Consider the following 21,261-nt stretch of genomic DNA (forward strand, 5'->3'; position numbering starts at 1 on the left):
AGGGCCTGCTGGTTGCAGGCCCTTTTTTTATGGCCATTAGGTGGCATTTTCGCCAGAAATTTACGGGTAATAGTCTCCCCCCGTTAGTGAAATGAGTTACACTGGTGCGACGAAGTTGAGGAGGCAAGATGCATTGTCCTTTTTGTGGTGCCAATGACACCAAAGTAATAGATTCCCGCTTGGTGGCCGATGGCCACCAGGTTCGTCGCCGCCGTCAGTGCCTGGCTTGTAGCGAACGTTACACCACGTTTGAAACCGCTGAGCTGGTGTTGCCACGGGTGATCAAGACCAATGGTAACCGTGACCCGTTCAATGAAGATAAGCTGCGCGGTGGGATCCAGCGTGCGTTGGAAAAACGCCCTGTCAGTGCCGATGATATCGAGCGTGCGATCAATACCATCAAATCGCGCTTGCGTGCGACCGGTGAGCGAGAAGTGCCATCGGAAATGATCGGTAATTTGGTGATGGAAGCGCTGAAAGAGCTGGATAAAGTGGCTTATATCCGTTTTGCTTCTGTGTACCGCAGCTTTGAAGACATTCGTGAGTTTGGTGAAGAAATCGCTAAACTGGAAAAATAATTGAGGCCGGACGTGATGTGCCGGCTTTTCTAACCAATACTGAAGTCTCATGTTCTCATCTATCGACCACGCCATGATGCTCCGCGCAATCAAGTTGGCGAAAAACGGTCAGTTCACCACTACTCCCAACCCGAATGTCGGCTGTGTGATTGCCCACGGCGATGAAATTGTCGGTGAAGGCTATCATTACCGTGCCGGCGAGCCCCATGCCGAAGTATTTGCACTTCGTGCCGCTGGAGATAAGGCGAAAGGCGCAACAGCCTATGTCACGCTGGAGCCTTGCTCTCATTACGGCCGCACGCCGCCCTGTGCCGCAGCGCTGGTCAAAGCCGGTGTGAAGCGGGTAGTTTGTGCGATGGTTGACCCCAACCCGAAGGTTGCTGGCCGTGGCATTGCTATGCTTACGCAAGCAGGAATCGAAGTACAAACTGGCTTGCTCGAGCAAGATGCCGAGGCGTTGAACCCGGGCTTTATCAAAGTGATGAAGACTGGCCTGCCGTATGTCCAGCTTAAGCTGGCGGCGAGCCTTGACGGTCGTACCGCATTGGCCAATGGCCAGAGCAAGTGGATCACCGGCCCTGCCGCAAGGGCCGATGTTCAACGCTACCGCGCCAAGGCCGGAGCAATCCTGTCGACTAGCGCGACAGTGTTGGCTGATGACCCGTCGTTGAACGTTCGCTGGCAGGAGCTAGGCGATGAGGTGCAGCAGGGATACCCTGAAACTGAACTGCGCCAGCCGGTGAGGGTGATCATCGACAGTAAAAACCGAGTCACCCCAGCCCACCGCTTAGTCAGCCTGCCGGGCAAAACAATCCTGGCAAGGAAACAAGCTGACACGCAGGCATGGCCTCAGGATGTAGAGCAACTGGTTATGCCAGAAGGCGAGGGGATCGATCTCAATGCGCTGATGGTTGAGTTGGCAAAGCACAATATCAACCACATTTGGGTGGAAGCAGGCGCTGGCCTTGCAGGTGGCTTGCTGCAAGCTGGATTGGTCGATGAGTTGATCCTCTATCAAGCGCCCAAGTTGATGGGCAGCGATAGCCGCGGACTGATGGATCTTAATGGACTGGTGTCGATGGCACAGGTTCCCGAACTGAGCATCTTGGATGTACGGATGGTGGGTGGTGATGTTCGAATCACCTCCCGTATTCAGAATGGCATCCAAGCTGATTTACTCAATGCAGACAAAGAATAAGGTTTGACATGTTTACTGGCATTATTGAAGCCGTGGGTACAATTACTGCCCTGACCCCAAAAGGCAAAGACATTTCTGTGACGGTGGACTCCGGCAAGCTGGACCTATCCGATGTAAAATTGGGTGACAGTATCGCAACCAATGGTGTGTGTTTGACTGTGGTTGAGCTGACAGGCTCGGGCTATGTGGCTGACTTGTCACTGGAAACCCTAAAGCGAACCGCATTTGTCACTTACCGTGCGGGGCAGAAGGTAAACCTTGAGAAAGCGATGCTGCCGACCACCCGTTTTGGTGGCCACATGGTCTCTGGCCATGTCGACGATGTCGCCGAGGTGATTGAACGCTCACATACTGGCCGTGCCATCGAGTTCTGGTTAAAAGCACCGGCGCATTTGGCGAAGTATATTTCGGAAAAAGGCTCGGTTGCTGTTGATGGCATCAGCCTGACGGTCAATGCGATTCGTGGCGATGAGTTCAAACTGACCATCGTGCCACACACCGCATCGGAAACGACGATGGAAGCATTTACCGCTGGCCGCAAGATTAACTTGGAAGTTGATGTGATTGCCCGCTACCTCGAGCGTTTGATGATGGGCGAGAAGGCGGCAGAGCCGAAGTCAGAAGTTTCTATGGATTTGCTGGCTCGCAGCGGGTTCCTTCGATAAACAGACAGAAGATTAACAAGAATTAAGGTATCGATATGGCTCTAAGCAGCGCAAAGGAAATCATCGAAGATATCCGCCTAGGTAAAATGGTTATCCTGATGGATGACGAAGACCGTGAAAATGAAGGCGATCTGATCATTGCATCGGAAAAAGTTACCCCAGAGGCAATTAACTTCATGGCCCGCCATGGCCGTGGCTTGATCTGCCTGACCCTGACCAAGTCACGCTGCCAGCAGTTGAAACTGCCATTGATGGTGCAGGACAACACCGAGCAGTTCAGCACCAACTTTACTGTGTCGATTGAAGCGGCTGAAGGTGTGACGACGGGCATTTCAGCATCAGACCGCGCGGTGACGGTACAGGCGGCGGTAGCACCGAATGCGTCGCCTGCTGATATCGTGATGCCAGGCCATATTTTCCCATTGATGGCCCAAGAAGGCGGCGTTCTTGCCCGTGCTGGCCACACTGAGGCCGGCTGTGATGTCGCTCGCCTGGCAGGCCTTGAGCCATCGAGTGTCATTGTCGAGATCCTTAACGAAGACGGCACCATGGCGCGTCGCCCGGATCTTGAAGTGTTCGCTGAGCAGCATGGCCTGAAACTGGGAACCGTGGCGGACCTGATTGAGTACCGCAACAACAACGAAACCACCATTGAGCGTGTTGCGCAGTGCACCCTGCCAACCGAGTTCGGTGATTTCGAGATGATCACTTACCGTGACACCATCGACAACCAGGTTCATTACGCCCTGAAAAAAGGCGAGGTTGTTGACGGTGAGCCGACCTTGGTCCGTGTCCACTTGCAAGATACCTTTAAAGATATTCTTCACTCGGGTGCAACCCAGTGGACACTGCCGTCAGCGATGAAGCGCATTGCTGATGAAGGCGGTGTGCTGGTAGTACTGAGCAAGGCAGAAAGCCAGGACTCTATCATCACCAAGGTTCAGAACATGGCTGCGCAGGAAGAAGGCAAGCCGGGTGTGAAACTGAATCCTAAAGACCAGTCGCGTCAGGTGGGTGTCGGTTCTCAGATCTTGTCAGATCTTGGTGTATCTAAGATGCGCCTGTTATCATCAAGCACTCAGCGTTACCATTCGCTATCGGGCTTTGGTCTCGAAGCGGTTGAATACATTTGCGAATAATTAAAGCGGGCCAGTGCCCGCTTTTGCTCGAAACCTATTTCCATTTAATCAACCCCAAACATTGTCGGTATGAGGCGGGAAAGCGCTTGAATATGCCAATTGGTATAACGCATAAAGTGTGATAGACTCCCGCGGTTTCTCATACCGGAAAAGACATAGTCACAGGAAGGCCCATGAAGGTAATTGAAGGCGCCATCGCGGCACCAAACGCAAAAGTTGCTATCGTAATTGCACGCTTCAACAGCTTTATCAACGAAAGCCTACTAGAAGGCGCGCTAGACGCTCTGAAACGTCAGGGTCAAGTTAGTGATGACAACATCACTGTTGTTCGTTGCCCAGGTGCATACGAGCTACCACTTGTTGCTCAGCAGGTTGCTAAGAGCGATCGTTATGATGCTATTGTTGCGCTTGGCTCTGTGATCCGTGGCGGTACGCCACATTTTGATTATGTTGCCGGTGAGTGTAACAAAGGTCTGGCTCAGATTGCTCTAGAGTACAACACTCCAGTAGCATTCGGTGTTCTGACTGTAGATTCTATCGAACAAGCCATTGAGCGTGCCGGTACCAAGGCTGGTAATAAAGGGGCAGAGGCTGCACTAAGCGCGCTTGAAATGGTTAATGTCCTGTCCCAAATTGAATCCTAATGGGGGTTAGTGTGAAACCAGCCGCACGTCGTAATGCACGTCATTTTGCTGTACAAGCAATTTATTCTTGGCAAATTACCAAAGGTAATGTTGCTGATATTGAGCAACATTTTCTTTCTGACGACAAGTTCGAAGAAGAAGAGCACCAGGCGGAAGCCCCGGCGCTTGCAGCACCACATACAGATGTTGCTTACTTCCGTGATCTGCTAACAGGTGTTGTGCTGAACCATCAGGAACTGGACAGCAAAATGCGTCCGTACCTGTCTCGTCCTCTACAGGACTTGGATCAGATGGAACTAGCGCTGCTTCGTCTTGCTATGTACGAGATGACTAAGCGCGATGACGTACCATATAAGGTTGTTATCAACGAAGCGATCGAATTGGCAAAAGCCTTCGGTGCTGAAGATAGCCACAAGTTTGTGAATGGTGTACTGGACAAGGCTGCGCCATCACTTCGCAAGAAGTAATCACAATACGATTTTAAAAGGCCAGCAATGCTGGCCTTTTTTCTATCTACGAAAAGAAGAATATGGCGAACGAATTTGATTTGATAGCCCGGTACTTCGAACACCAGGCCGTGAAACGAAAAGATGTGCCTTTAGCGATCGGCGACGATTGCGCCTTGCTGGAGGTTCCGGAAGGAAGCCAACTGGCCGTCAGCACCGACTCTTTGGTGGCGGGAACCCATTTCTTGGCTGAGGCCGATCCGGCATGGGTTGCTCATAAGGCTTTGGCGTCGAACCTCAGTGATCTGGCAGCTATGGGCGCCACACCGGCCTGGGTGTCATTGGCTTTGACGATGCCTGAGCCTGATGAAGCTTGGCTGGCTGGTTTCTGCGAGGGCTTCTTTGCTCTGGCCGAATACTACAATGTCCAGCTGGTGGGCGGTGATACCACCAAGGGGCCTTTGAGCATTACGCTGACAGTGCATGGTTTCGTGCCGTACGGTCAGGCCCTGACCCGCAGTGGCGCAAGCTCTGGTGATTGGATTTATGTCACTGGTAATTTGGGGGATAGCGCGGCCGGTCTGGCGTTGTTGCTCGGCCAGAAAGAGGTTGGTTCCCCTGAGCTTGAAGCGACTTTGCTTGAGCGCCACCACAAGGCTGAACCCCGGATTCTGGCAGGTCAAGCGCTGCGTGTCATTGCGTCGGCGGCATTGGATATTTCCGATGGTCTGATCAGCGATCTTGGACATATTCTGAAACGTTCTGGGGTGGCAGCAGAAATTGACGTTGATAAACTACCTCTTTCGCCAGAGCTGGAAGCCTTTGAGCCTGAGCGGGATAAAGCGTTGCAGCTAGCATTGGCCAGTGGTGAAGAATATGAACTGTGCTTTACTGTTCCGGAGCAGAATCGGGGTGCAGTGGATACCGCCTTGGCCCATAGTGGCGTAAAGGCAACCTGTGTTGGTCAATTGCGCCCAGGGCAGGGAATTACTTTGGTACGCAATAGCCAGCCGCTGAATTGGCAGCTGCACGGATATGATCATTTTGCGGAGTAAATTGTGGCAAACCCAAAAGATAAGATTAACCTGAAAAATCCATGGCATTTCTTGGCGACCGGTTTCGGTAGCGGCCTTTCACCTATCATTCCGGGTACCATGGGCACTGTTGCAGCGATCCCGCTCTATTTGCTGATGGCGCAACTGCCATTTACAGTTTACTTGCTGATCACCCTGGTCGCAGCCCTGATTGGTATCACCATCTGTCAGAAAACCTCTGACGACATGGGTGTCCATGATCACGGCAGCATTGTCTGGGACGAGTTTGTCGGCTTCTGGATCACCATGGCTATAGCGCCGGTTGTGAGCTGGCAATGGGTACTGGCGGGGTTTGTCTTGTTCCGCTTTTTCGATATGGTCAAGCCATGGCCGATCAGCTGGCTGGACAAGCATGTCCATGGCGGGCTTGGCATTATGATCGACGATATCCTGGCGGGTTTCATGGCAATGATTGCTCTGTGGGGCCTCGGTCACTGGCTGGGCTGGTAGTAACCTCTCTACCTATGAACAGATAGAAAAGCCGCGCGGTTGCGCGGTTTTTTTTATTTTTAATTCAATAGACTAAGCTTTAAGTGCTAGCGGGTTGAGGTGAGTGGATAGAGGTGAAGATAGGGAGGTTGCCGGGTGAGTATACTGATGCGAGTTTATTGGTTTGTTGGGTTTGCGCTGTTATCACCGTTTACTCTGGCCCAGGTGTATCCATCGACCGGGACGGCGTGGGTACTGCCGGGTAGCTGGCAAGACACAGTCGTTGACGGTAGCCCACTTACCGCCGCGCAATTGAAGCTGTGGGAAAGCCAGCATGCTGACGTGGTGTTTGGCAGCATGCAAAACCGGGCGATGAACCAGAAGATGAATGCGATGGGCTATATGTATGCCCACAAGTTCGACTGCCGCCCGGGCAAGCAAGAAGCGTGGCTAAGCCAGCAGGCGTTCCAGTCAGGGGCAGATATAGAAGATGCTTACCTGCATTTTTCGCAAGATACTGAGCTGATAGTAGATAACCCCAGTAGTGGGTTGGATTATTTGCTCAAGGGGCAGCCTTACCATCTGCTACTCATCCGTGACGGGCAGTATTCAACAGCACGCTTGCCCATTGAACTACAGCCAAATGACCAGATAGTGCTTATAGCCTCTTACCCTTTTGAAGGGGTATCACTCAAAGCAGACAGGCTGCCTGAACTCTCCCGGCATGAGACTAATGACGAGGGGATTGTCAGTCGATGGCAGCCTGCTGACGTTGAGTGGCACATACAAACTGGCGATGACTGGAGCATAAAGTATACCGGGCTCCTTGAGTGGAACGGTACTTGGCAAAGTGCTCAGCCAACATATCAAGGCCGGGAGCTCAACAGTGGTGAGCCCGGCTTGGCAGCAGGCTTAAGGGTATGGATGTTGTCGCTGTCGTGGCAGCAAGCCAGCCGGGTGGAAAGCCTGGCAATTATCCCTTGGCTTGAAATAACCCGAAGTGGGAAACAGCTGTCGCTTTCCATTCCCGGCTGGGATCCCGGTAATGACAAGAATAGCGACGGGTATGTTGATGGACGTGAGTTTGCCTCGCGTGCCAACCGTAAGGCATCGGCGCGTTTTCGTCATCAGGCCAGGCTCATTCCCGCCGGTTACCTGTGGCCGGGAACGTGCTGGTACCGGGTTAATTTCCTCGATAACGCGGTCAATAAACTCCATGCCCAGTGGTACCAGCTGGATTGGCAGCAGCAGGGGCTTGCCGGTGCCTACAATGATGACATGGCAAAGCTGCTCGGGAGCAACCAGTTCAAGGTGCTGTCAGGCGGCAGAATCCAAGAGCTGCTCTATGTAGCGGGTAGCCAGCAGGCAGAATATGAATATGCCTTGCAGCTTGCGGGCTTTCTCCAGCAGGTGAAAGCCCTAACCGGTACCCAGTGGCTGGCGGCGAATATTTCCGAGCTCAATGTATGGCACTATGCGCCGTGGCCCCCTGAGTTGCGGGAGGTGATTGATGTCTGGTTGCGTGAACACTACCTCACACCAGCAATCGGACTGGGACGGCTTCAGCGTTATTGGGATAACTTTGCACTGGCAGGCCAACAGGACAAGAGCCTGATCATGGCTTCGACCAAAGGGGGGAGGAGCCAGTTGTCACCATCCAGCCTTTCGGCATGGCAGACGGATATCGAAACTGGCCTAGCGCTCTATTACCTATTCAATATTCCCGGTCAGACCTACTACCACAGCTGGAACCAGAGCTACCGTTACGGCAGCGGCCATACCGATGCCAACAATTGGGCACTGCCGGGCTTTGCCAAGAATATTGCTTACCAACCGACAGCGATGCTGGGTGTCGACCTTGGTATCCCCGAGCCAGCCCCGCCAGGAGCAGAGCTCGTGGTGTTTGATAACAAAGGAATAGAGGCTGACTCTGCTGCTGCGGCTATCGGTGGGATCCCGCTAGAGCCCTCAGGCTGGTATTGGCTGCAGCGCAGTGGCTGGTTTGGCGGTTTTCCCGACCAAGGTGTCATTGCCCGTCGCTATAGCAAAGGCTTGGTGCTTTACCGCGGGAGCAGGGAGCGCAACAATACTGCCTTTTTCTCCGTTAAGCCGCAGGAAGTCACCCTGGGTGGCAATTACCAGCAAGTTAACTTCGATGGCAGCTTTGGGCCTGAGGTAGAGACAGTGGTACTTGGCGGGTATCAGGGAATGATATTGAGAAGGGCTGAGCAAAGATAAATAATAAACGCCCCAAGCAACGAAATTGTTTGGGGCGTTTATCTAACAAAATGGCTTAGTCGATATAGGCGCGGATCTGTTTCTCAAGCCCAGGGCCGTCGATGTCCAGCATCGCATGAAGCTCGGCTTGGGTGCCTTGCTCGATGAAGCGGTCTGGCAGGCCGAGGTTCAGAACCGGCTTGAGCACTTTCTGCTTCATCAGGAATTCATTGACCCCGCTACCGGCACCACCGGCAATGGCATTTTCTTCAACCGTCACCAGTACATCGTGGCTGGCAGCCAGCTCGAGGATCAGTGCTTCATCCAGTGGTTTGACAAATCGCATATCGGCCACGGTAGCGTTGAGGTTTTCGGCAGCTTCCAGGGCATAACCCAGCATAGTACCGAAGCTCAGGATAGCCACTTTCTCACCTTCGCGGCGAACAATACCTTTGCCAATTGGCAGTGCTGTCATTTCACGCTCTGGCGCAATACCTGTGCCGCTGCCACGAGGGTAGCGAACTGCGCTAGGGCCTTGGTGCATGTGGCCGGTGTAGAGCATCTGCCGACATTCATTTTCGTCGCTAGGCGCCATGATCACCATATTCGGGATACAGCGCATGAAACTCATGTCAAAAGCCCCCTGGTGAGTTTGGCCGTCAGCGCCGACAAGGCCACCGCGGTCGATGGCAAACATAACCGGCAGATCCATAATGGCGATATCGTGGATCAGCTGGTCGTAGCCACGCTGCAGGAAGGTCGAGTAGATTGCCACAACAGGGTGGTAGCCGCCGATTGCCATACCGGTCGCTAATGTCACGGCATGCTGCTCGGCAATCGCTACATCGAAGTACTGCGATGGGTACTCTTTGGAAAAGCGTACCATGCCAGAGCCTTCGCGCATGGCAGGGGTAATTGCCATCAGCTTCTCGTCTTGCTCTGCCATGTCGCACAGCCAATCGCCAAAGACATTGGAGAAGGTCGGTTGGCTTTTCGCTTTTGGAATTGGGTTCTGGGTCAGATCAAATTTAGGTACCGCGTGGTAATTAATTGGATCTGCCTCGGCTGGGGCATAGCCCTTGCCTTTCTTGGTCATGATATGCAGGAACTGCGGCCCTTTGAGGTTACGCATGTTCTTGAGGGTTTTCACCAGCTCTTCGACATCATGGCCGTCAACTGGGCCGATATAGTTAAAACCCAGCTCTTCGAACATGGTGCCAGGCACAACCATGCCCTTGAGATGTTCTTCAGCACGCTTGACCAATTCTTTGATTGGTGGAGCGCCGGATAGGACCTTCTTACCACCTTCGCGGATGGTGGTGTACAGGTTGCCTGATAGCAGGCGAGCCAAGTGGTTGTTCAGGGCACCAACGTTTTCCGAAATCGACATTTCGTTGTCGTTGAGGATCACCAGCATATCTGAGTGAACACCGCCGGCATGGTTCATTGCTTCAAAGGCCATACCTGCGGTAATAGCACCGTCACCAATGACACTGACGACTTTACGGCCCTGGCCTTCTTTTTCCGCTGCAATAGCCATCCCGAGTCCAGCACTGATCGAGGTCGATGAGTGGCCGACAGACAGAACGTCATACTCGCTTTCTTCACGCCATGGGAAAGGGTGTACCCCGTCTTTCTGGCGGATGGTAGGCATCTTATCCCGGCGACCGGTAAGGATCTTATGGGGGTAAGCCTGGTGGCCGACATCCCAGATCAGGTGATCGAACGGGGTGTTGTATACATAATGCAGAGCGACGGTTAACTCGACAGCACCCAGTCCAGAGGCGAAGTGGCCACTGCTCTGGCTGACGGAGTTCAGTAGGTAGGTACGTAGCTCGTCGCACACCGCTGGCAGGCTTTCCGCTGGCAGCAGGCGTAACTCATCTGGGGTGTTGGCCAACGCCAGATGAGGGTATTTCGAAATATCCAGTGTCATAACATTCACGGCGCTTTGCTGTTTTTAGTTATTGCGCTCGATGACGTATCGGGCAAAAACTTCTAATTGTTCTGTATTGTAAGGTATTGCACTCAATGCGTGTAGTGCCTGTTGGTACAGTTGTTGAGCTTTTGCCTTGGCGCCATCCAACCCGAGAAGAGCAGGATAGGTACTTTTTTCCAGCTCGATATCCGAACCTTGCGGCTTGCCCAAGGTTTCAGTATCACTTATTACGTCAAGAATATCGTCTTGGACTTGAAACGCCAAACCAATTGCATCGGCATAGTCATTGAGCTGGGGCAAAACGGCAAGGCCTTTTTCCCCGGCCGCCATTGCACCCAGGCGAACCGCGCAGCGGATCAGCGCACCGGTTTTATGGCGGTGGATGGTTTCCAGCTGTTCAAGGCCGACCTGTTTGCCCTCGGCATCCAGATCCAGCGCCTGGCCCATGCACATCCCGCTGGCACCGGAGGCTTTGGCGAGCTCGCTGATCATTGCCACCCGGTTGGCTTCGCCATCAGTGCTCAGTTGGCCAGAGGCGAGAATATCAAACGCCAGCGTTTGCAAGGCATCACCGGCGAGGATGGCGGTGGCTTCATCAAAGGCAATATGGCAGGTCGGTTGACCACGGCGCAGGTCATCGTCATCCATTGCCGGGAGATCATCATGGATCAACGAGTAGGCATGAATACACTCAACTGCAGCAGCCGGGGTATCGAGATCAGCCGTTTCGGCTCCGAGCATCTCACCGGTTACGTATGTCAGGAACGGCCTGGCACGCTTGCCACCCAGCAGGGTGCCGTGTTTCATTGCTTTGATGAGCGGCAAATCAGCAAATGGCTGGGCGTCGATCCACTGGCCGAGCTGCTGGTTGCTGCGCGTCTGGTAAAATTGAAGGGATTGCGACAGTGATGGCGTGTTATTCATTATTAGCATCAAACTTAGTCAGAGGTGCTTCGTCATCTGCCTGAAGCAGGATTTCCACGCGCTGTTCGGCTTGGGTTAGCTTCTGCTGGCTGGTACGGGCAAGTGCAATGCCGCGTTCGAATTTTTTCAGCGCATCTTCAAGCGCAATGTCACCGGATTCCAATTCATTGACGATCGCGTCGAGTTCATCCAGTGCGGCTTCAAAAGCCATATTTTCAGGTTTTTTGGCTGCCATAGTGGTGTCGTTTCTTATATAAGTGCTCGAAAAATAGCGTAGAGCGTAATCAGGGTCAAATTATCTCACAGTAATCTGTGTCTCAAACAGGATTTTTCTTTTTTTCTCCCCCCGCAGGCTAAACCTAAGCAGCAGAGTGCCGATAAATAGTTTGCAGTAATGATATTTGGCGGGTTGGCTTCATACTGGGGTCACCAAAAGCCCGAATAATGAACGAATGCAGCCCTTTTGGCATTGTGGCTTTGAAAGCTATCATGGGGCTAGATACAATGTTCGCTCGAGATCGATTTACGAGTGCAACGAACTGGAGACTACCAAGTGGATTTGGCGACCCTTATAGGATTAATTGGGGCATTTGCTTTTGTCATTATGGCCATGGTGCTCGGCGGCAGCTTTGGCATGTTCGTTGATACCCAGTCAATTCTGATTGTTTTGTGTGGCTCGTTGTTTGTTGCCTTGATGCAATACAGCATCGGACAGTTCTTTGGCGCCACCAAAATTGCCGTTAAGGCATTTATGTTCAAGAACGACAACCCGGAAGACTTGATTGCCAAAATTGTCGAAATGGCAGATGCCGCTCGCAAAGGGGGCTTCCTGGCACTCGAGGAGATGGAAGTCGACAACAGCTTTCTGCGCAAGGGCGTAGACCTGCTGGTAGACGGCCATGATGCCGATGTGGTGAGGGCGACGTTGCAAAAAGACATTGCCTTGACTAATGAGCGCCACGAGCAGGGGATCAGTATCTTCAAAGCCCTAGGCGACGTTGCCCCTGCGATGGGGATGATTGGTACACTTATCGGCCTGGTTGCCATGCTCTCGAATATGGACGACCCCAAATCCATCGGCCCAGCAATGGCTGTTGCGCTTTTGACTACGCTCTACGGTGCGATCTTGGCCAACATGGTGATGTTGCCCATTGCTGCCAAGTTGGGGCTGCGCAAGGACGAGGAAAAGCTCAACCGCCGACTGATCCTGGATGGCGTATTGGCCATCCAGGATGGCCAGAACCCACGGGTGATCGACAGCTACCTGAAGAACTACCTCAACGAGAAAAAACGTTCTATTAACGTTGACGACTAGGGAAGGCTGATGGAAGAAGAACATAAATGCCCCCCTCCGGGCTTGCCACAGTGGATGGGTACCTTCGCTGACCTGATGTCGCTGCTGATGTGCTTTTTTGTTCTGCTGTTATCATTCTCCGAGATGGATGTGCTCAAGTTTAAGCAGATTGCGGGTTCGATGAAGTTTGCTTTCGGCGTACAGAATATGTTGGAAGTTAAAGATATCCCCAAGGGAACCAGTGTGATCGCCCAGGAATTCCGCCCCGGCCGTCCGGAGCCGACACCGATTGAGGTGATCATGCAGCAGACCATTGATATGACCCAGCGAACCCTAGATTTCCACGAGGGGGATTCCGACCGAGCAGGGGGCACCAAACGTGATGCCGGCAAGCTGACCGGTGGGCAAAGTGCTGAAGTGGCGACCCAGCAGAACCAGAATAACGAGTCGGAAATGTCTGAGGCGCAGGAGCAGTTGCTCGAAGTCCTCAAGCAGGCCCTGAACCGGGAAATAGCAGAAGGGGCGATTGAGGTCGAGAACCTAGGTCAGCAGGTGGTGATCCGTATTAAAGAAAAAGGGGCCTTCCCTGAAGGTTCGGCCTTTCTGCAGCCGAAATTCCGGCCATTAGTGCGCCAGGTGGCTGACCTAGTAAAAGATGTGCCGGGTGTGATCCGGGTTAGTGGGCATACCGATAACCAGAAACTGGACTCGGAGCTTTACCGCTCAAACTGGGATCTTTCTGCCCAGCGGGCAGTCTCTGTGGCGCAGGAAATGGAGCAGGTCGACGGGTTTGACTCCCAGAGGCTGCGGGTTGTCGGCCTGGCCGGTACCCAGCCATTGAACGAAAATCGCACCCCGGACGAGCGCAAAGCCAACCGGCGGGTGGAAATATCCATCATGCAAGGCGAACCGCACTATAGCGAAGAAATCTCCAGCCGCAGTACGCAGTAAGCCAAGCTAGGCATGTTTTACAGGCCGTCTCTCTAGCAGGAGGCGGCCTTTGTTTTATCCGGTTATGAGCAACTGGTTAACGCTAAATGAAAATATGCCTACACTATATTTAAGTAGCTTGACTATATATCCTTGTTTCAGCAACAGCCTGCTTGCTGTATAATCCGCGCCTTTGATCCTTTTTGGTATTGTTTGGCCCAGTGTAGCGAAGCGTGTTATGAAATTTATCGTTAAACCCCATCCTGAGATTTTCGTAAAGAGTGAATCCGTACGTAAGCGTTTTACCAGAATCTTAGAATGTAACATTCGCATTATCCTTCAGCGTCTGTCTGATTCTATTGCGGTATACAACCGCCGCAGCCACATTGAAGTGGTGCCAAAAGACGCGAGCCTGCGCGATGAAGTGCTGGCTGTCTTGACCCAGACTCCGGGTATTCACCATACATTGGAAGTTAAGCAGACAGATTTTACTGATCTGCATGATATCTACGAGCAGACACTGGCCCATGTTGGTGACAGCCTAGATGGCAAGACGTTCTGTGTACGTGCCAAACGTACCGGTAAGCATGACTTTACCTCGATTGAGCTTGAGCGCTATGTCGGTGGTGGCCTGAACCAGGCGATTGAGTCTGCCTCGGTGAAGCTGAAGAACCCTGACGTGACTGTTCGTGTCGAAGTGCAGAACGACAAGCTGAACCAGATCCTGGCCCGCCATAAAGGCTTGGGTGGTTTCCCTCTGGGTACCCAGGAAGACGTATTGAGCCTGATTTCTGGTGGCTTTGACTCGGGTGTATCTAGCTACTTGCATATCAAACGCGGTAGTAAAGTGCATTACTGTTTCTTCAACCTAGGTGGCCCGGCGCACGAAATTGGTGTGAAGCAGGTTTCCCACTTCCTGTGGAAGAAATACGGTTCATCCGCTAAGGTGAAGTTTATTGCCATCGACTTCGAACCGGTTGTTGGCGAGATTCTTGAAAAGGTTGATGACGGCCAAATGGGCGTCGTGCTAAAACGTATGTTCATGCGTGCCGCTGGTATGGTTGCCGAGCGCTTTGGTATCGAAGCCCTGGTAACGGGTGAAGCTTTGGGTCAGGTATCGAGCCAGACGCTGACAAACCTTCGCCATATCGACAACGTGACAGACACGTTGATCCTGCGTCCGCTGATCAACTGGGATAAAGAAGACATCATTGATGTTGCCCGTGAAATCGGTACTGAAGATTTCGCCAAGACCATGCCTGAGTTCTGTGGTGTGATCTCCAAGAGCCCGACGGTGAAAGCGGTGAAAGAGAAGCTGGAGACCGAGGAAGCGAAGTTCGATTTCACTGTTCTTGAGCGAGTGGTAACCGAGGCGCGTGTGATTGATATCCGTGACATCGAAAAAGAAAGCCAGGAGCAGGCGCCGGAAATCGAACTGGTAGACCAGATCGAAACTGATGCCGTCGTGCTCGATATCCGCAGTCCGGATGAGGAAGATGAGAACCCGCTTGAAATCGACAACGTCGACGTGAAGCACCTTCCATTCTACAAGCTGGCGACCCAATTCGGTGACCTTCCGCAGGACAAGACTTACCTGCTGTACTGTGACCGAGGCGTAATGAGCCGCCTTCAGGCGCTATACCTGAAAGAGAATGGCTTTGACAACGTGAAGGTTTATCGTCCTTAAGAGCAGGTTCTAGGAGAAGAAGATCCTAGATCCTAAATTGGGCGCGCGCCCTAGGAACCAGGATCTAGGAACTCGAACCTTAAACAAAAACGAGAGCATTCGCTCTCGTTTTTTTTGCCTATCGCTGGGGAATGCCCTATTTCCTTGGTGCTATTTTCTCGGTAACACTGTGTAATGCATATTCGGCCATACCACCATTGGCTCTGCGACCTCGGCGGCTTTTTCCTTTCCGGCTAGGTGGTTGATGATCTCAAACGCAAACTCCATCGCGGTGCCCGGACCTTGGCTGGTCAGTAGACGGTTGTTGACATCATAAACCACGCGCTTGGTGCGCAGGCGATCAGTTGGGATCTGGTCATGGAAACCCGGGTGAGCAGTCATCAGTGCTTCAGGGTAGAGCTGGTGGTGCTCAAGTACCACCGCGGGAGCGGCGCAGATTGCCGCCACCAGCTTGCCGTCGTATTTGTGTTGCTTGACGAACTCGACCAGCAGCGGGCTGTCGCGGAAACATTCAGCGCCGCCAATCCCGCCCGGCAGTACCACGCAATCGAAAGGTTCATCGGCAATGTTGACCAGAGCGGTATCGGCGACCAGCTTGATGCCGCGCGAGCCTTCCATGATCAATGCACCATCAGAGGCTGCGCTGGCCGTCGTGACCGAAAACCCGGCCCGTACCAGCATATCGATGGTGGTGACGGCTTCCATCTCTTCGGTGCCCGGGGCAATGCACACTGCGACCTTGATCGGTTTCGGGGTGGCGCTGTCATTGGTCATGGTATTTTTTCTCCAGTTCTTTTATAGCCTGCCACAAGCGTTGGTTGTGTGGGACACGGATATTGTGCACTTTCGCCCGGGCAATGAGATACCCGCTAATATAGTCGATTTCTGTCTGCCTTTGATGGCAAACGTCCTGATTCATGGAAGAAAAGTTATCAGCCGTTGCATTTATCACCGTATCAACCTGGTGCCTGAGTTCAATAGCAGTAACAGGGTATCCTTCCGCAGTCATTACCCCTGCAACTTCCTCGCAAACGCCAGCCAATTCGCGATCAAAATCTTGTTTAGACAGCTCGCCGTTCTTGCAGTTATGAAGGGCGGTTAACGGGTTAATCGCACAGTTGATCGCCAGCTTACGCCATAGTGGTTGGTTGATATCGTCCTGCCACTGGCAAGGGGGGAGGGCATCATCGAATAGCTGCCCTAGTGATTGATAATCGACAGTGGGAGATGTGATTGCCTGTGTTGTGATAGTTTGGGGTGTGACTAGTCCGAGCAATGTAGGGCCAATGCCGGTATGGCAGATGTTTTGTTTATTAGGCCGGAATGCTGCCTGTGCGGTCGTGGCGTAAATGATTGGGTTATCGGGCAGCAATGCCATCACGGTTTGCTGGCTGCCCATGCCGTTATGCATGATGACGATTGCGGTTTCTGGCTTGAGGTAGGGCTTGACCGCCTGAATAGCGGCTTCTACCTGGAAGGCTTTGACGGTCACTAACACCAGTTCGCTGTTGGTCAGCAAATGGGGTTGGTTAGCATCAAACAGAAAATCCCCTTTGGGGGTGAGGGCGCTTGTTGCCTCAGTGCCAGATAACTCAATGGGGAGGTGCTGGCTGTTATCACGCGTCCAGAAGTGGACTTTGTGCTTGCTGGCTAGTTTGCAGCCCCATAGCCTGCCAACGGCGCCGGCACCAATAATCGTAATGTTCACAACGTGCTTCCGTGTTTCGTATCGGTTGAGTGATGATAACACTGGTGGAACAAAGAGGAGAGGGCTACGCTCATCCTTGAGCGGACGATAAAAAGGAAAGTTATTCGTATAGCTAGAATTTATAGTTAGCCGATAAATAGTGGCCAAAGCCAGTGGTCTCGCCTGCTATGCCACCATCTTTGAATAGTGCCATATTGTCATAGTACTTGAGACCATAACCGAAGGCCCACTGTGGCGTGTGGTAATAAATCCCATTGAACCACTCCAGTGAAGTGGTGCTTCGGTTTGGATCGTCGGTTATTTTTGAAGCACCAAATTTGTAATCTAGGTACCCTTGATAAGTGACAAAATGACCGCTGGCAAAGGTGTACCAGGGTTTAAACCAGTTGGTCGAGACCATGTATCCGTCCCACTTCCCCTCATTATCAGCCCCGAAGTTTTCACGCACATATCTGGCATAGGCGTTGAAGCCCATTTTGCCAAACCAAGGGACGACGATATCTGAGCCAGGCCCAATGTAGTGTTCAAACAGAGCATTGTCACCGACATTGGTCACGGTTGCTATGTAGAGTTCTTGTACAGGGCCAAAAGAGAGGTCTTTTTTGGTCATGCCATCAATAGAAAGGCGGGGGGCAAACTTGAAGAAAAAGTTGTCGGCAAAGTCGTCACTGCCTTGCGGTTTGTTGCGGTCTGAAGTGCTGGAGTTGAATATGTCGAAGACATCAAGGTAGCCATATACGTCGAGCCACCCGGATCGGCCGCCGAATTCCATTTCAAAGTAGGTGTCATCTTGAAATCCAAAAGGGATTTTGTTGTCGATACTCTGCATCAGGTTAAATGTTATCCATTTATAGTCGTTTTTGCGGATATCATCGGAGTAATCGATAGCAAAGCATTGGGTTGGCAGCATCAATGCTGCGCTGATACTCAAAGCGGTCAGGGTTTTATACATGATAATGTCTCGCTAGCCATTTGCCATTGCCTATTGAGCGCTGGGTTGCCATGTTGTCTGGCGTAGTCCAGGGCTAATTAAAGGCTAGCGGAATGCGTTATGGCTGGGGCATTGTCTTGTAACTGCGGCAAGGATCTTGCGTATGAAAATCTTAATGCTGGAAAAATGTGCCAGAAATGAATAACAAAGACTGCGTGTCTCGAAAGTAATTTCTATCTTAGATTTGAGAGGTAGGTATGAATGGAAGGCATAAGTAACAAAAAAAGCACCCGAAGGTGCTTTTTTTCGCAACTGGCAAATTCAATATTAGAACTTGTAACCAATGCTGAAGTAGTGACCAACGCCGCTTGACTTGAAGCTGCTTGAGTCTTTGATACCGTAAACGTCGTTGTACGCTTTCAGGCCGTAACCAGCAGAGAAACGGTCTGAGTGCCAGTAAAGACCATTGAACATTGCACCGCCGTGTGAAGATGAACCTGCTGCGTCATCATCCATACCGAACTGGTAGTCGATGTAACCCTGGTAAGAGATGAACGAGCCGTTGTCGAAGAAGTAGAAAGGTTTGAACCAGTTGGTAGAGATCTGGTAACCGTTCCAGTCTTTCTGGTTTGAATCGTAAGTTGCGTATAGGTTCAGGCCGATTTTGCCCAACCATGGCACCATTACGTCAGAGCCCAGACCTACTTTCTGTGAGTTTACGCCAGAGTTGCCGCCCCACTCCATAACAGTTGCTAGGTATAGTTCCTGCACAGGACCGAAAGACAGGTCTTTGCCCGTTACCGCGTCAAGAGACATACGCGGTGCAAACTTCATGAAGATCTTTTCTGCGTCAGCTTTGTCGCTGCCTGGATCACTAGTTAGGTTGAATACGTCAACGTAACCGTATAGGTCGAAGATACCTGAACGACCGCCGAATTCCATCTCAAGGTAATCGTGAGTTGATTCGCCTGGTAGTTCGTCAACAGCCATCATCAGGTTGAACTGAGACCAGCTGTAGTCGTTTTTGTGGATGTCGTCAGAGTAATCTGCCGCATTAACTGCTGGAACAGCAGAAGCAGCTAGAACGCTTAGTGCTACTAGTGATTTACGCATGGGGTGAACTCTCGCTAATTGTGTTTTAAGACCGGACTTTTGTCTGCCCGTGTTCTGTTGGCGGTGAGTTTATTGTTTTATGTCACCTTTGTGAATGTAACGATTGCGCAATCCTTTGCTAAATGTGATCTTGATCGACTGTAATCGATTACAAATACTAGTAAAAGTGATCTTTAGCGTGTTTTTTGTGCGATTGGTGGTAATTTTTCTGAACTAAGTGTGAAGTGCACACTCTAAGCGCCGTTTTGCTATCCCTGATGGGGATGAAAAGGAGTAAAAATAAAAAAGGAAGTATTCCAGCTCAACAGAATACTTCCTTTCGGGTTCAGTGCGTCTTGGGTCAGCGCTCAGTTGTGTTGCTAATTTTCCTCGGCAGCGAGGTGGGTACTTTGCTTATTGACGATATAGATCAGCAGCAGTACGGGGAAGCCGATAAGTGCGGTAGTGAGGAAAAAGATGTTGTATCCGAACATGTCGACATAAAGGCCCGAGAATCCGGCAATGAATTTCGGGAATAGCAACATGATTGAGCTGAACAGGGCATATTGAGTGGCCGAGAAGGCGACATTGGTCAGGCTCGACATAAAGGTGATAAAGGCTGCTGTCGCAATACCGGCGCTGAGGTTATCAAGCGAGATAACCAAGGTCAGCATCGGCAGGCTGTTGCCGATGTAGCTAAATACCATAAAGGCCATGTTGGTGATGGCGGCGAGTACTGCCCCCAAGGCAAGAATGCGCATGGTGGAATACTTGCTGACCAAGATCCCGCCGAGGCCAGCCCCTAGCAAGGTCATGATGACCCCGTAGATTTTAGATACCGAAGCGACTTCGGTCTTGGTAAAGCCCATATCGACGTAAAAAGCGTTGGCCATCACGCCCATCACAACATCGGAGATCCGGTAGCAGCCGATCAAGGCCAGGATGATCAGGGCCTGTTTGCCATAACGGTCGAAGAAATCTTTGAATGGCATAACCGCAGCGGTATAGAACCAAGCCATAAGCCTTGCGGTGCGAGCGGATTTACCTTCGTTGATGAGCTGCTGGCGGTACTCTTGCTCGACATTGTCAATGGCTGAGCTGTCGATGGTGGGTTCGTGGATGCACAGTGCGGTGATGAGGCCAACTCCCATTAGGCTTGCCATGATGAAATAGGCGTATTTCCACCCTTCGGGATCGTAGCCGGTGTTGGAGCCAAACCAGGCGGCAAAGGCCAGTGCGCCGGCGCCTGCCATGATCATCGCGAGGCGGTAACCTGTCATGTAGGCGGCAGCCAGAGCAGCCTGCAACCGCTCGGAGGCCAACTCAATCCGGTAGGCATCGATGACGATATCTTGCGAGGCCGAGGAAAATGCCACGATGACGGCAAATATTGCCAGTTGCACTAAGTCGGCCTGCGGGTTGCTGACGGCCATGCCCACCAGTGAGGCGATGATCAGCAGTTGCGAGAATACCATCCAGCCACGGCGGCGTCCCAGTAAGGATGAGAGGATCGGGATAGGGAAGCGGTCGATAAGCGGCGACCACACCCATTTGAAACCGTAGGCGAGGGCAACCCAGCTGAAGAAACCGATATCAGTACGGCTGACATCGGCTTCACGCAGCCAGAAAGACAAGGTGCCAAATACCAGCAGGAGCGGCAGGCCAGAAGAAAAGCCCAGCGCCAGCATGATCAGGACTTTTTTCTCTAGATAAACGCGCCAGCCAAGTTTTTCATTTTCAATCGATTGCTCCATGGATCCCTCAGGTCTTTCTGATTCAGCAGCCAGTAGTATAACCCCAAGCGGTTAGGGTATACCCGCAAGCTAACGGGTAATTAAGTAAAAATACAGTAAAAGGTGATGGCAAAGTATGAAACTTGTGTATGGCGGAAACAAAGCAGGGGAGAAAGAAAGCGCAATTGCAGGTGAGCCTAGTGAGGTTATGGCCGGATCCCTTGCATTTTTTCCTGTCTTTCACCAATCCCGAGCAAAAATTGTGCTGCTGAAGAGACCTTGTACTGCATAAAGTTATTGCCCAATAATTCATGCTCTTCCAGGGATTCCAGCAGGTGGATCAGATACCAGTAGGTAGACTCGTAGTGGTCGTCGGGCACTCCGGAAGGCACTGAGAGCCTCCACCAATCATGCAGGTGTTCAGTAACCGTAACTTTCATCGAATCATAATTGACGTTGCCGTTGATAGTGCCTAGGGCACTGAGGGCAATGGCGGGTGCATGATCAGCAATGTGCTGGCTAATCAAGGCTGCAGGGGCGTCTTGTTTAGAAGAGACAAGTTTGAGCATGGTCGTCACCTGATCACAGGCTAGTAATCAGGTGACAATAGCCT

General features: G+C 51.9%; 21 protein-coding genes. 12 read left to right on the forward strand and 9 right to left on the reverse strand.

Going from position 1 to position 21,261, the window contains the following annotated elements; genetic code table 11:
• The first annotated feature begins 128 nt into the window (after positions 1-128).
• The 9 genes from nrdR to ACXAGQ_RS10365 all read left to right on the forward strand — a co-directional run bounded on the left by nrdR (position 129) and on the right by ACXAGQ_RS10365 (position 8,431).
• Complete coding sequence (gene nrdR / locus ACXAGQ_RS10325; RefSeq protein ID WP_475253769.1) at positions 129-578, forward strand: transcriptional regulator NrdR; 450 nt, start codon at positions 129-131, stop codon at positions 576-578.
• Positions 579-627: 49 nt separating this feature from the next.
• Complete coding sequence (ribD, locus tag ACXAGQ_RS10330) at positions 628-1,776, forward strand: bifunctional diaminohydroxyphosphoribosylaminopyrimidine deaminase/5-amino-6-(5-phosphoribosylamino)uracil reductase RibD (protein WP_475253771.1); 1,149 nt, start codon at positions 628-630, stop codon at positions 1,774-1,776.
• Between the two features lie 8 nt (positions 1,777-1,784).
• Positions 1,785-2,441: a riboflavin synthase gene (locus tag ACXAGQ_RS10335; protein WP_475253773.1), complete on the forward strand. Its 657-nt coding sequence runs from the start codon at positions 1,785-1,787 to the stop codon at positions 2,439-2,441.
• Positions 2,442-2,476: 35 nt separating this feature from the next.
• Entirely contained in the window at positions 2,477-3,580 is a 1,104-nt protein-coding gene (gene ribBA, locus ACXAGQ_RS10340) for a bifunctional 3,4-dihydroxy-2-butanone-4-phosphate synthase/GTP cyclohydrolase II (protein WP_475253775.1), read from the forward strand.
• Positions 3,581-3,753: 173 nt separating this feature from the next.
• Positions 3,754-4,224: a 6,7-dimethyl-8-ribityllumazine synthase gene (ribH, locus tag ACXAGQ_RS10345; RefSeq protein ID WP_107301464.1), complete on the forward strand. Its 471-nt coding sequence runs from the start codon at positions 3,754-3,756 to the stop codon at positions 4,222-4,224.
• The gene (gene nusB, locus ACXAGQ_RS10350) at positions 4,224-4,691 is read left to right on the forward strand and encodes a transcription antitermination factor NusB (protein WP_187462241.1); all 468 of its coding nucleotides are present in this window, start codon (positions 4,224-4,226) and stop codon (positions 4,689-4,691) included. Before ribH ends, nusB begins: the two co-directional genes overlap by 1 nt.
• Positions 4,692-4,753: 62 nt before the next feature.
• The gene (gene thiL, locus ACXAGQ_RS10355) at positions 4,754-5,725 is read left to right on the forward strand and encodes a thiamine-phosphate kinase (protein ID WP_475253777.1); all 972 of its coding nucleotides are present in this window, start codon (positions 4,754-4,756) and stop codon (positions 5,723-5,725) included.
• Between the two features lie 3 nt (positions 5,726-5,728).
• Positions 5,729-6,214 carry a phosphatidylglycerophosphatase A gene (pgpA, locus tag ACXAGQ_RS10360; RefSeq protein WP_475253779.1) on the forward strand — a complete coding sequence of 162 codons (486 nt, stop codon included), beginning with the start codon at positions 5,729-5,731 and terminating at the stop codon, positions 6,212-6,214.
• Between the two features lie 135 nt (positions 6,215-6,349).
• Complete coding sequence (locus ACXAGQ_RS10365) at positions 6,350-8,431, forward strand: hypothetical protein (protein ID WP_475253781.1); 2,082 nt, start codon at positions 6,350-6,352, stop codon at positions 8,429-8,431.
• A gap of 55 nt (positions 8,432-8,486) precedes the next feature.
• Here the strand turns inward: ACXAGQ_RS10365 and dxs are convergent, their stop codons facing one another.
• Genes dxs through xseB form a run of 3 tightly spaced genes read right to left on the reverse strand, consistent with a single transcriptional unit; the run spans position 8,487 to position 11,508 of the window.
• Entirely contained in the window at positions 8,487-10,346 is a 1,860-nt protein-coding gene (dxs, locus tag ACXAGQ_RS10370; protein ID WP_475254719.1) for a 1-deoxy-D-xylulose-5-phosphate synthase, read from the reverse strand.
• Positions 10,347-10,370: 24 nt separating this feature from the next.
• Positions 10,371-11,273: a (2E,6E)-farnesyl diphosphate synthase gene (ispA, locus tag ACXAGQ_RS10375; protein WP_475253783.1), complete on the reverse strand. Its 903-nt coding sequence runs from the start codon at positions 11,271-11,273 to the stop codon at positions 10,371-10,373.
• Positions 11,266-11,508 carry an exodeoxyribonuclease VII small subunit gene (gene xseB, locus ACXAGQ_RS10380; RefSeq protein WP_475253785.1) on the reverse strand — a complete coding sequence of 81 codons (243 nt, stop codon included), beginning with the start codon at positions 11,506-11,508 and terminating at the stop codon, positions 11,266-11,268. The genes ispA and xseB overlap by 8 nt, the downstream gene beginning before the upstream one ends.
• A 318-nt stretch (positions 11,509-11,826) precedes the next feature.
• Here xseB and pomA point away from each other — a divergent pair, with 318 nt between their 5' ends.
• From pomA to thiI, 3 genes are all read left to right on the forward strand, one after another.
• Entirely contained in the window at positions 11,827-12,588 is a 762-nt protein-coding gene (pomA, locus tag ACXAGQ_RS10385; protein ID WP_475254720.1) for a flagellar motor protein PomA, read from the forward strand.
• A gap of 9 nt (positions 12,589-12,597) precedes the next feature.
• Positions 12,598-13,518, forward strand: a complete 921-nt coding sequence (locus tag ACXAGQ_RS10390) for a flagellar motor protein MotB (protein ID WP_475253786.1) — start codon at positions 12,598-12,600, stop codon at positions 13,516-13,518.
• A gap of 217 nt (positions 13,519-13,735) precedes the next feature.
• The gene (thiI, locus tag ACXAGQ_RS10395; protein ID WP_475253788.1) at positions 13,736-15,184 is read left to right on the forward strand and encodes a tRNA uracil 4-sulfurtransferase ThiI; all 1,449 of its coding nucleotides are present in this window, start codon (positions 13,736-13,738) and stop codon (positions 15,182-15,184) included.
• A gap of 150 nt (positions 15,185-15,334) precedes the next feature.
• Here the strand turns inward: thiI and yajL are convergent, their stop codons facing one another.
• The 6 genes from yajL to ACXAGQ_RS10425 form a co-directional block, all read right to left on the reverse strand.
• Positions 15,335-15,958, reverse strand: a complete 624-nt coding sequence (gene yajL, locus ACXAGQ_RS10400; protein ID WP_475253790.1) for a protein deglycase YajL — start codon at positions 15,956-15,958, stop codon at positions 15,335-15,337.
• Positions 15,948-16,892, reverse strand: a complete 945-nt coding sequence (panE, locus tag ACXAGQ_RS10405) for a 2-dehydropantoate 2-reductase (RefSeq protein ID WP_475253792.1) — start codon at positions 16,890-16,892, stop codon at positions 15,948-15,950. Before panE ends, yajL begins: the two co-directional genes overlap by 11 nt.
• Positions 16,893-17,004: 112 nt before the next feature.
• Positions 17,005-17,844, reverse strand: coding sequence for a nucleoside-specific channel-forming Tsx family protein (locus ACXAGQ_RS10410; protein WP_475253794.1), 840 nt, complete (start codon positions 17,842-17,844; stop codon positions 17,005-17,007).
• Positions 17,845-18,150: 306 nt separating this feature from the next.
• On the reverse strand, positions 18,151-18,936 hold the full coding sequence (locus tag ACXAGQ_RS10415; protein WP_475253796.1) for a nucleoside-specific channel-forming Tsx family protein: 786 nt from the start codon (positions 18,934-18,936) through the stop codon (positions 18,151-18,153).
• A gap of 359 nt (positions 18,937-19,295) precedes the next feature.
• On the reverse strand, positions 19,296-20,669 hold the full coding sequence (locus ACXAGQ_RS10420) for an AmpG family muropeptide MFS transporter (protein ID WP_475253798.1): 1,374 nt from the start codon (positions 20,667-20,669) through the stop codon (positions 19,296-19,298).
• A 185-nt stretch (positions 20,670-20,854) separates the two neighbouring features.
• Positions 20,855-21,217: a hypothetical protein gene (locus ACXAGQ_RS10425; RefSeq protein ID WP_475253800.1), complete on the reverse strand. Its 363-nt coding sequence runs from the start codon at positions 21,215-21,217 to the stop codon at positions 20,855-20,857.
• Between the last annotated feature and the right edge of the window lie 44 nt (positions 21,218-21,261).

The sequence above is a fragment of the Photobacterium sp. ABD4_091 genome (assembly GCF_056160145.1).

Coding starts and splice junctions, on each gene's coding strand:
- ispA (WP_475253783.1), bottom strand. CDS start 11,273: ATGAATAACACGCCATCACTGTCGCAATCCCTTCAATTTTACCAGACG.
- nusB (WP_187462241.1), top strand. CDS start 4,224: ATGGGGGTTAGTGTGAAACCAGCCGCACGTCGTAATGCACGTCATTTT.
- thiI (WP_475253788.1), top strand. CDS start 13,736: ATGAAATTTATCGTTAAACCCCATCCTGAGATTTTCGTAAAGAGTGAA.
- ACXAGQ_RS10335 (WP_475253773.1), top strand. CDS start 1,785: ATGTTTACTGGCATTATTGAAGCCGTGGGTACAATTACTGCCCTGACC.
- dxs (WP_475254719.1), bottom strand. CDS start 10,346: ATGACACTGGATATTTCGAAATACCCTCATCTGGCGTTGGCCAACACC.
- ACXAGQ_RS10420 (WP_475253798.1), bottom strand. CDS start 20,669: ATGGAGCAATCGATTGAAAATGAAAAACTTGGCTGGCGCGTTTATCTA.
- ribD (WP_475253771.1), top strand. CDS start 628: ATGTTCTCATCTATCGACCACGCCATGATGCTCCGCGCAATCAAGTTG.
- thiL (WP_475253777.1), top strand. CDS start 4,754: ATGGCGAACGAATTTGATTTGATAGCCCGGTACTTCGAACACCAGGCC.
- ACXAGQ_RS10410 (WP_475253794.1), bottom strand. CDS start 17,844: ATGTATAAAACCCTGACCGCTTTGAGTATCAGCGCAGCATTGATGCTG.
- nrdR (WP_475253769.1), top strand. CDS start 129: ATGCATTGTCCTTTTTGTGGTGCCAATGACACCAAAGTAATAGATTCC.
- ACXAGQ_RS10390 (WP_475253786.1), top strand. CDS start 12,598: ATGGAAGAAGAACATAAATGCCCCCCTCCGGGCTTGCCACAGTGGATG.
- ACXAGQ_RS10425 (WP_475253800.1), bottom strand. CDS start 21,217: ATGCTCAAACTTGTCTCTTCTAAACAAGACGCCCCTGCAGCCTTGATT.
- ribBA (WP_475253775.1), top strand. CDS start 2,477: ATGGCTCTAAGCAGCGCAAAGGAAATCATCGAAGATATCCGCCTAGGT.
- xseB (WP_475253785.1), bottom strand. CDS start 11,508: ATGGCAGCCAAAAAACCTGAAAATATGGCTTTTGAAGCCGCACTGGAT.
- ACXAGQ_RS10415 (WP_475253796.1), bottom strand. CDS start 18,936: ATGCGTAAATCACTAGTAGCACTAAGCGTTCTAGCTGCTTCTGCTGTT.
- yajL (WP_475253790.1), bottom strand. CDS start 15,958: ATGACCAATGACAGCGCCACCCCGAAACCGATCAAGGTCGCAGTGTGC.
- ribH (WP_107301464.1), top strand. CDS start 3,754: ATGAAGGTAATTGAAGGCGCCATCGCGGCACCAAACGCAAAAGTTGCT.